At 46.1% G+C, this 9,743-nt stretch carries 8 protein-coding genes; all 8 read right to left on the reverse strand.

The features are described from left to right. Positions 1-7 precede the first annotated feature (7 nt). Entirely contained in the window at positions 8-1,978 is a 1,971-nt protein-coding gene (gene uvrB, locus P343_RS29985) for an excinuclease ABC subunit UvrB (RefSeq protein ID WP_023510548.1), read from the reverse strand. A 287-nt stretch (positions 1,979-2,265) separates the two neighbouring features. Continuing rightward, complete coding sequence (locus tag P343_RS29990) at positions 2,266-2,556, reverse strand: AbrB/MazE/SpoVT family DNA-binding domain-containing protein (RefSeq protein ID WP_023510549.1); 291 nt, start codon at positions 2,554-2,556, stop codon at positions 2,266-2,268. Between the two features lie 380 nt (positions 2,557-2,936). Beyond that, positions 2,937-4,136 carry a PDZ domain-containing protein gene (locus P343_RS29995; protein ID WP_023510550.1) on the reverse strand — a complete coding sequence of 400 codons (1,200 nt, stop codon included), beginning with the start codon at positions 4,134-4,136 and terminating at the stop codon, positions 2,937-2,939. A 134-nt stretch (positions 4,137-4,270) separates the two neighbouring features. Further along, positions 4,271-4,669: a hypothetical protein gene (locus tag P343_RS30000; protein ID WP_023510551.1), complete on the reverse strand. Its 399-nt coding sequence runs from the start codon at positions 4,667-4,669 to the stop codon at positions 4,271-4,273. Positions 4,670-4,673: 4 nt separating this feature from the next. Next, positions 4,674-6,134, reverse strand: coding sequence for a S41 family peptidase (locus tag P343_RS30005; RefSeq protein WP_023510552.1), 1,461 nt, complete (start codon positions 6,132-6,134; stop codon positions 4,674-4,676). Positions 6,135-6,382: 248 nt separating this feature from the next. Next, on the reverse strand, positions 6,383-7,276 hold the full coding sequence (ftsX, locus tag P343_RS30010; protein ID WP_023510553.1) for a permease-like cell division protein FtsX: 894 nt from the start codon (positions 7,274-7,276) through the stop codon (positions 6,383-6,385). Further along, positions 7,266-7,961: a cell division ATP-binding protein FtsE gene (gene ftsE / locus P343_RS30015; protein ID WP_023510554.1), complete on the reverse strand. Its 696-nt coding sequence runs from the start codon at positions 7,959-7,961 to the stop codon at positions 7,266-7,268. The genes ftsX and ftsE overlap by 11 nt, the downstream gene beginning before the upstream one ends. A 597-nt stretch (positions 7,962-8,558) precedes the next feature. Next, entirely contained in the window at positions 8,559-9,455 is an 897-nt protein-coding gene (locus P343_RS30020; RefSeq protein WP_023510555.1) for a YitT family protein, read from the reverse strand. Positions 9,456-9,743 lie beyond the last annotated feature (288 nt).

Below are 9,743 nucleotides of genomic sequence, written 5' to 3' on the forward strand. Positions count from 1 at the left end.
ATGCGAGTTATCCCTCCGCCTTCAATTCAAAGAGTGCATCTCTCAGCTCTGCGGCACGCTCGAAGTCGAGTGATTTTGCCGCTTCTTTCATTTCTTTTTCGATACTGAGGATTGCTTTGTTTCGTTCGCTCTTCGTCAATTTTTGCTTCTTCTTTTTGCCTGAATCGTTTTGTTTTTCTACCTCATAAGTGGCCTTGATCAATTCTGGAATGGCTTTTTGTATCGTCTGCGGCGTAACATGATGTTCTTCATTAAATGTTTTCTGGATCTCGCGCCGACGCGCCGTCTCATCCATTGCCATACGCATCGAATCAGTGATTCGATCGGCATATAGAATCACGCGCCCTTCAGCATTTCGCGCCGCACGGCCAATCGTCTGAATCAATGAGCGTTCAGAGCGCAGGAAGCCTTCCTTGTCCGCATCCAAGATTGCAACTAGGGAAACTTCAGGAATGTCCAAGCCTTCACGCAGCAAGTTAATGCCGACCAGCACATCAAACTCCCCGCGTCGCAGATTTCGTATAATTTCGATACGTTCCAGTGTTTTGATTTCTGAATGCAAATAGTTGACTTTGATGCCCATGCCTTTTAGGTATTCTGTCAGGTTTTCCGCCATTTTCTTCGTCAGCGTTGTCACCAGCACACGCTCATGTTTCTTAATTCGAATGTTGATTTCATCATAGAGGTCGTCGATCTGCCCTTTGATCGGGCGGATTTCAATTTCCGGATCCAGCAAGCCGGTCGGACGGATGATCTGTTCGATCGGTTTTCCCGAATGTTCCAGTTCATAGTCTGCCGGAGTCGCTGAGACATAGACAATCTGATTGATTCGTTCTTCGAATTCTTCAAATTTGAGCGGACGGTTATCCTTCGCCGAAGGCAAGCGGAAGCCATGATCGACAAGTACATTTTTACGCGCTTGGTCGCCGTTATACATCGCCCGAACCTGCGGGAGTGTCGCGTGCGATTCATCGACCATGATTAAGAAGTCTTTCGGAAAATAATCCATTAGTGTATAAGGCGATTCTCCAGGATTACGGAAGGTCAGGTGGCGGGAATAATTTTCGATTCCCGAGCAGAAGCCGACTTCTTCCATCATTTCAAGATCATAACGTGTCCGCTGTTCGAGCCGCTGTGCTTCTAACAGTTTGCCATTTTCATTGAGCACTTTCAGTCGATCCTCAAGCTCTTTCTGAATGTTGACGATCGCCCGTTTCATTTTCTCTTGCCCGGTAACGAAGTGGGATGCCGGGTAAATCGCAACGTGGTCGCGTTCCCCGACAATTTCGCCGGTCATCGGATCCATTTCCGTAAGCCGTTCAATTTCATCGCCGAAAAACTCGACCCGAATACAGTGGTCGTCACGCGATGCTGGAAAAATCTCAACCACATCACCGCGTACACGAAACGTACCGCGGGTAAAATTGATGTCATTTCGCGAGTACTGGATGTCGACCAGCTGACGCAGCATCGCGTCCCTTTCTTTTTCCATTCCGGGCCTGAGCGACAGCACAAGTGATCCGTACTCTTCAGGCGAACCTAAGCCATAGATGCAGGACACACTGGCGACAATGATTACATCTCGGCGTTCAAAAAGCGAGCTTGTCGCTGAGTGACGCAACTTGTCAATTTCATCATTAATACTTGAATCTTTCTCAATATAGGTATCCGTCTGCGGAATATAGGCCTCAGGCTGATAGTAATCGTAATAGCTGACAAAGTATTCAACTGCATTATTAGGGAAAAATTCCTTGAACTCGTTGTACAACTGTCCGGCCAGCGTTTTGTTGTGCGCGATGACCAGCGTCGGTTTTTTCACGCGCGCAATCACGTTCGACATCGTGAACGTTTTACCTGTACCGGTCGCGCCAAGCAGCGTCTGGTGTTTCTCGCCGCTTTCTATACCTTTGACCAGCTCATCAATCGCTTCCGGCTGATCGCCTTGCGGTTTAAAATGGGACGCAAGCTGAAAATCCATGTTGTTATCCTCCAATCCTTGAATTTGTTCATTTTTTTTATCAATTTAGTGCATTATTTGTCCAAATGGGGAAAAATCTTTCTTAAAGTATAGCATACATATAAGGGAAAATGACAGTGAAATACGAACGGATATTCCCAATATTTTTCATTACTTTTTTATGCTTGATGCGCTCACGAAGTCTCCGTGAACAAGATAGCCATGAATTTTATTCTCTATAAGCCTATAAAAATAAAAAACTCCCATGGCAGACCCGCCACAGAAGTTTCAAGTGTGTTCAAACAAGCTTACGAATTAATATCTTCACCAATATATTTTTCAATTTCATCGACAATTCCCTTCGCCGCTTTGCGACTGAGAATCAGTTTACCATTGGCCAGCACAAGATTATCCGGAGATACTTCATTGGTGATCTGGCAGGCCATGCTCGGAACGTACTTTTTGAAAATAATGCGGTCATCTTCAGTGAAGATTTCGAGCGGATCGCCTTCTTTAATCTCCATCGTCCTTCTTAACTCAATCGGAATCACGACACGTCCCAGCTCATCAACTTTACGTACGATACCTGTTGATTTCATTGTTCCTGTGTTCCTCCTCTCCATCTTGTCTAAGCTCATACAGTGCAGACAGATCTAAATTACATAAATTATAGCACTTTAATGCCAAACAATACCCGCTTGAACATCAGCCGCAAACAATTTGCGCAACCGTTTTAGATAGATTGCTCACTTTTTCACACGCGGGATTTCCAAGTTATACAAAACATGTTTCTAACAGTCAATAGTGAAAAGGAATGGAACAACCGGCCGGGACCAGTAGCATGGCTCTCGCTCTTAGTTCTGCGGGCAGCGCGTCACCCAAAGCTTAGATTCCATCTTTTAATGAAAAGGCTGGAAATTGAGTCATTACTATTTCCAATTCCGGATTTTTGTTCCAGTGATAGTATTCGAACGAGCCCTCATGGATTTGTCTTTCGTTCCAGATTCCACTCATCCGCTTCAAGCAAAAGCAAGCCGATCTTATGGTCGTCATCTTCATGAATCGGACCTTTGGCAAAACGCTGCTCACCAAATCGGTCAATCACTTCAAGCTTGCAGTATGCCGCATGTTTCTGAAGTGCCTCATAAAAATCATAAACACTGCTGACTTCTAAATCATTGACACGTAAAATTTCTTCACCGGGAATAATCCCCATTCGCGCGCCGAGCGAATTGGGAATCGCGCCGACAACACGCAGCCCCCTATTCGGCATGATAAAGTAAAAGGGACGTGTCTCGCGCAGATGATGATGGTACCAGACGAGCACCAAGCGGCTGATTAGCGCGGCGATTCCTCCCAGCACAACAAGAATTGGCAGATGAAAGAAGTAAAACACGCCTACAAAAACAGCAGTTGAGCAAGATGTAAGCAGCATCCAGCGAGCGGTTTTTTGGATCGTCGCTACCGGAAGCGCATGCGTGATCAATTGTGCGATACCAACACCAAGTGGAAATAGTGCAAAACTGAATGATGTGCCATTAGAGATGAATGGCCATTGGCCAATCGCATGAATGGCACCAGGCGCAGGGACGAGACAAAACAGTGGAACAATCCAAAGCTGGCAGGCCTCATGTGCGCCGACCAGCCCTCCGCGCCGACTGCTGATCAGCCGTGGTGACGTTTGGCGCGCACCCCAGAAATAGATCAGCGCCGTTTCAGCAAGCAAGCCAACCGTCATGAAAATACCAAAAGATAAATAGTCCATCGTATGAATGTCCTTGATCCATTGGTTCACAAGCGGATAGGGCGTGGTGAATACCGGCATGAAATAAGCAGCGGCAAGCGTCAATCCGCATGCGAGCGCCGGCGACAGAAAGCGCTGCTGGCAGGTGAGCAGCGTCACGAAATAAGCGCCGGACAGGAGCACGATAACGCTGGGCGTAAGACCGACACCGGCAAGCGTCAACACAACAGACCCTGATAGTCCGATGAGTAGACTCGGCCCGATACTTGCAAAGATCGTGTTGAACATCCCATATGCTTTAACTCGAAATGAGCGCCGCTCTCGTCTCACCCGCTGCGCGCTGTACAGAAACAGCGCAATGACAAGCAAATAGACAATTGGATTCAGAAAAAAAGTTGCTATGCCGGAAAGTATAAACCCTATGGTGTCAATCATCTGCAATTCCCCCAGAATCAATCTCGATTAAAAGACTTTCTATCTATCGCAGCCACTCGGTCACGTTAATCATTCATTCTTCTTGTTGTTTCGCTAAAATACACCCGTATTCCTGCATGGATGTATGACTCTATTTAATTATACATGAGTAGTACCCACATCGGCTGGCTTTTCAGGAAATTATTTACTATTAATAGTTGATTCAGCCAAATCACAGAAAAATAGTGATAGAAAAGATTTGATCTGGAGGAAAAATTTTTATTCATGGAGGCAAATCTGGTTGAATCGATCATTTCTGAAAATTTATCGATCACTTCGGCGGATATATCGATCATTTCAAAAATTTTATCGATCACTTTCGTGAAAGTATCGATCATTTCGGAATAAGCTGGTTTCAGTTCCGATGATTCGGTCGTTGGCTCCGAGAATCCGGTCGTCAGCTCCGAGAATCCGGTCGTCAGCTCCGAGAATCCGGTCGTTACAGCTGCAACAAAAAAGACGCCGCATGCGTGAACGTCTTTTTTGATCAACACTTATTTATTTGATTTCATTTGCAATTTCTTGAAGAGCAGCGTTCAGCTGGCGGTCGTTTTTCTGATTCTTGATCGCCGTTAACGTTGCCTGTTGAAGGGCGTCTGCTGTCTTCTGGTTAATCACACCGGTTACCGGCAGCTTTTGTGCTTTCTGGAAAGCTTTGACCGCCTGAACAGTTTGTGTGCTGAAATAACCATCCGTGCGTCCTGGGTTATTGCCGGCCGCCTGCAGCATTTTCTGCGCGTCAGCAACTGCCGCACTGGTTTCGTCTGCTTTGAGTGTCTTACCTTTCTTTAACGTAATCGGTGCAACATAGAAGTAATCCGGCTGTTTCACTTCAATCGTTGGCTTGATCCCTTTCTTGTGAATCCAATGCCCATCCGGAGTCAGCCATTTGTCTGTTGTCAGCTTCAGCTCGCTCTTATCTGAAAGTTCGATGCCTTGCTGAACAGTGCCCTTTCCAAATGATTTCACACCGATCAGCGGATAGCCCGCTGCTTCATGAAGTGCCCCGGCGAGAATTTCGGAAGCTGATGCGCTGCCGCCGTCAATCAGAGCGGTTACCGGATAATTCTTCTTCTTTTTCAAGTTCGAATAAAACGGCTGCTTTTTGCCGGCACGATCCTCAATCTGAACGATCGGCTTATTGGAAGGCACGAGCAGATTGCCAATCTTTTCGACAGCCTGTAGATAGCCGCCTGGGTTACCGCGCACGTCAATGATCAAGCCTTTCATTCCATCACCCTCAAGCTTGCTGAGTGCTTTGGAAAATTCCTGATCCGTATTTTCATTGAACTGAGTAATTGCGATGTAGCCGATTGGCTGTCCGTTATGCTTTATGATCTTGCTATCAACCGTACGAATCGGAATATTGTCACGTTTAATTGCGAAGTTCAGCTCATCATTGACACCTGGCCTTTTAATGCCAATCTTGACAACAGTGCCTTTTTTGCCGCGGATCTTGTTAACCGCCTCGTTTATATCCAGGCCTTCTGTTGATTTTCCATTAATCGTCATAATCTGGTCTTTTGGCTTGAGACCTGCTTTCTCCGCCGGTGATCCCTTAATCGGTGAAACAATCGTCACCTGCTTACCAACCATCTGGACTTCAGCGCCAATACCTTGGAACGATGAGGACAGCGATTGGGTAAAATCGGATGCCGTTTTCGCGTTCATGTAGCTTGAAAATGGATCGTTGAGCGCCTCAATCATGCCGTTAATAGCACCATCGTACAGCTTAGAACTGCCGACTTTCCGAAAATACTGCTTCTCAATCAGATCATGAATTGCCTTAATTTTTGCTGTATCCTTATCCGATGACACAGCCGAATTAGCCGTCGCGGTGGCTGTAGCTGCTTCGCCGCGATGTTGGACAAAGCTAAGCACCGCGTAGGAGCCGCCAGCCCCGACAAGCAGTGAGATCGCCATAAGCAAAGCGACCACTTTGCCACTGAATTTTTCCATAAAGAAATGCCTCCTCAATAAACACCGGTTGTCCGACCACTTATACTCGTTTCCGCTAGTCTTTAATCTTTGATACATTCTTACCAGTAGAACTTAGTCATAATCATACAGCAATAGCATGCCCTTGTCTCGGCAGAGGGCGGCGGCTTCCAATCTTTTGATCGAGAACGCCGTTAACGCCAGCCATCTTCGCGTTCACGCCGAAGGTAAAAAAAAAGCCACCGTTAAGAAAGTGGGTGGCTTCGGCTTCAGACTTTTAGGAACTTGCGCACCGAACTCAGGCTGCCCCAGACTCCGATCAATGCGCCGATACCGACCAGCAGCAAGCTGAGGTTCGTCGTCATGATGTGGTATGGAATCAGCTTGATAAACATCTGCTGTAAATTGCCCCCAAGACTATAATAGGCAAAACGGTACACAACCATAACTAAAATAACAGGAATTACTGAACCAAGAATGCCCATGACCAAGCCCTCGATAAAATACGGCCAGCGGACAAAAGCGTTCGTCGCACCTACAAGCTTCATAATTTCGATCTCACGGCGGCGGGCAACAATCGTCAGCTTAATGGTGTTGGCAATCAGGAACACAGAGGTAAACAACAACCCGATAATCAACACAACGCCAACATTTCTGGCGATTCGGATGAAGTGGAACAGTTTTTCAACCGTTCCTTTTCCATAGCGCACATCCGTGACATTTGGTAAATTTTTCACCTCTCGAGCAACAGCAATGGTTTGCTCAGGTTTTTTTGTTTTTAAAATAAACGCATTTGGCAGCGGATTCTCTTTCTGAAGATCGGCAAAGCTCTTCTTGTCATTGCCGAGACTTTCCATCAGACTATTCAAGCCTTCCTTCTTCGACTGGAAGCGGACAGACTGTACATTTTTAATTTGCTTGAGATCTTGTTGAAGCGCATCCTGCTGCGCCTGGGTAATCGATTGATCCAGATACACGCGAACCTCGACGTCGCTCTCAATATCGCCGGCAATCTTATTTAAGTTAAACATGACCATCAGGAACAGACCGACGAGAACGAGAGACACGGTTACGGCACTTACCGAAGCGAAGGTCATCCATCCGTTTCGCCCGAGGCTCTTAAAGCTTTCGTTGATATGCCGTTTCAATGTTCTAATCTTCATAGCCGTAGTCACCTTCCTGCTGGTCGCGCACAATCATGCCGCCTTCAAGCGCCAGAACTCTGTGCCTGATCTTGTTAACAATATCTCTGTTGTGTGTCGCCATGACTATCGTTGTACCTTGTTCATTGATCCTTTTAAACACATCCATGATCTGCCAGGACGTTTCAGGGTCAAGGTTTCCTGTCGGTTCATCGGCAATCAGGACAGGAGGCCGATTGCAAATCGAACGCGCGATGGACACACGCTGCTGCTCACCGCCGGAGAGCTGATCCGGAAATGAGCGCATTTTATGCTTCAAGCCAACTAGATCAAGTACCTCCATGACACGGCGCTTGATCTGGCGCGGATGTTCTTCAATCACTTCGAGCGCGAACGCCACATTTTCATAGACTGTCAGTTTCGGCAAGAGCCGGAAGTCCTGGAAAACGACCCCGATCTTACGGCGGAAATACGGCACCTGCCGTTCTCTCAAATTCGCGATATTCTTGTTGTTTATGAAAATTTTGCCTCGCGTAGGCTTCAACTCTCTGAAAATCATTTTTATAAAAGTCGACTTCCCTGCCCCACTTGGGCCAACGATGTAGACAAATTCGCCTTGTTTGACAGACAGATCAATGCCGTTCAGCGCCATTACCCCATTTGGATAAGCCTTCCAGACATTTTCCATTAAAATAACGTCTTCCATAAAGTCCCTTCCCCCAAAACTCTTTTTCGCACATTTTGTCATTAATTCCAGAAATCTGTCTGATTATCCCGTTTCTATGTAAACCATTCGCACTGACCATGAAAATAAGGTGGGTTCACTTATTGGAAAGCACTCCCGTTTGACTTCCGACCCTATTTCCTTGCGCACAAACTATGTAGAAAGGCAACTAACTCTATTAATCAATGACAATTATACCATCGATATCCGACAGATTCCCTACGAAAATTATTACATTTCAATTTCAAATCAGTCATACGTCTGAAAAATCGTGTCGAAAAACATCGATTCTGAAGAAGTTTGTCAAATTCAGAGCTTGTTGCGTGCGGCGAAAATGAACTGAGCATTGAGATTAAGTGTGCTGAGTTCGGAGCGATTTTGAATTTTATATCAGATTAGTTTCAAGAAACACCATTCAACCGATATGTTGACTGTTCAACCAATAAGTTGGGCTACTTTTTCAACAGGTTAGCTGCCACGCACAGAAACCGAAACACGAAGAAGTGGAGCCGAAATTTTCTTAACAAAAAAACGCGGGCAACCACACGTCACGCGTTTTTTCTGAATCTATGAATGTCCTTATGTCCGTTGATAAAAGCCTTTGCCGAAGACCTCGGTTGCATTCGTTAGGATAAAAAAGGAATCTGGGTCAATCGAGCGGACCAACTGTTTCAGATGCGTCAATTCCCCTTGTGAGACAACGGTCATCAACATTGGACGATCATCGCCTGTATATCCACCCTGACTGGTGATCCGGGTTACACCCCGATCAATTTCCTCCAGGATTGCCTGACGCATCTCGTCTTCTTTTTCAGAGATGATAAGCGCCATTTTTTCTGTGTTAAAACCGAGCTGCACAACATCAATCATCTTGGCAGTCAGGTAGATGCTGACCAATGCATAGAGTGCCGCCTCGAGTGACATAAAGAAGGCTGAGGTGATAACGATAATTCCGTCCAGTACAGAAACACAGACACCAAGGGACAGACCGGTGAACTTTTGAATAATCTGGCCAGCAAGCGCCGTTCCCCCGGTGGAACCACGGCCGCGAAACACGATGCCGAGACCGATTCCGGTACCAACCCCGCCAAACAGCGCACCAAGCAGCGGACTTTGCGTCGCCGCAGGAATTCCGGATGTCAGGAATACCGAAAACGGCAGCATCACGGTCCCAAGTAAAGTCTTCATCGCATAATCTACAAAGCCAAAGCTGCGTCCGAGAATTAACAAGCCAATAACAAAAATCGGCACATTCAATCCCCATAAGACATAGGATGGTTCCCAACCAAGTGTCCAGTGAAGCACAATACTAATCCCTGCCACACCGCCTGAAGCAATATGTGTCGGAATCATAAATGCATTAAATGTGATACCAACGATAAACGAGCCGATGATGACCAATACAAAATCCATCATCACCGCTATCTTGCCACGCGGCACAACCGCGTGTTTGTCCCTTTTTTTGAAAAAGTTCATGAATAAACTCCTTTACCGGTATGATCAAATATTAATCACGCTTGCTATCAAACCGGATTCAATATATGAAAAAATTAATAGAATGCTTTTATTTTAATTCATAGGCCTGAAAATGGTCAATCTGCGTTTTGGATTACTTTTCGTGGACTGGCCAAGCGTTTACGGTGATTTCTAACTTTTCCCAGGAAATACTTCTCCATCAAATCAAAACCACCCGTGTGAACGGGTGGTTTGCTCTACGGCTGAAAGCCTTTGTTACTGGCCAGCCCTTAAATGGGCACCGAGGCG

Origin of the sequence: Sporolactobacillus laevolacticus DSM 442 (assembly GCF_000497245.1) — a bacterium.
Classification (GTDB): domain Bacteria; phylum Bacillota; class Bacilli; order Bacillales; family Sporolactobacillaceae; genus Sporolactobacillus; species Sporolactobacillus laevolacticus.

What these genes read in the sequence shown, in the direction of transcription:
- P343_RS29995 (WP_023510550.1), bottom strand. Translation starts at nt 4,136, where the DNA reads ATGATTGACACCATAGGGTTTATACTTTCCGGCATAGCAACTTTTTTT.
- ftsX (WP_023510553.1), bottom strand. Translation starts at nt 7,276, where the DNA reads ATGAAGATTAGAACATTGAAACGGCATATCAACGAAAGCTTTAAGAGC.
- ftsE (WP_023510554.1), bottom strand. Translation starts at nt 7,961, where the DNA reads ATGGAAGACGTTATTTTAATGGAAAATGTCTGGAAGGCTTATCCAAAT.
- P343_RS30020 (WP_023510555.1), bottom strand. Translation starts at nt 9,455, where the DNA reads ATGAACTTTTTCAAAAAAAGGGACAAACACGCGGTTGTGCCGCGTGGC.
- P343_RS29990 (WP_023510549.1), bottom strand. Translation starts at nt 2,556, where the DNA reads ATGAAATCAACAGGTATCGTACGTAAAGTTGATGAGCTGGGACGTGTC.
- uvrB (WP_023510548.1), bottom strand. Translation starts at nt 1,978, where the DNA reads ATGGATTTTCAGCTTGCGTCCCATTTTAAACCGCAAGGCGATCAGCCG.
- P343_RS30005 (WP_023510552.1), bottom strand. Translation starts at nt 6,134, where the DNA reads ATGGAAAAATTCAGTGGCAAAGTGGTCGCTTTGCTTATGGCGATCTCA.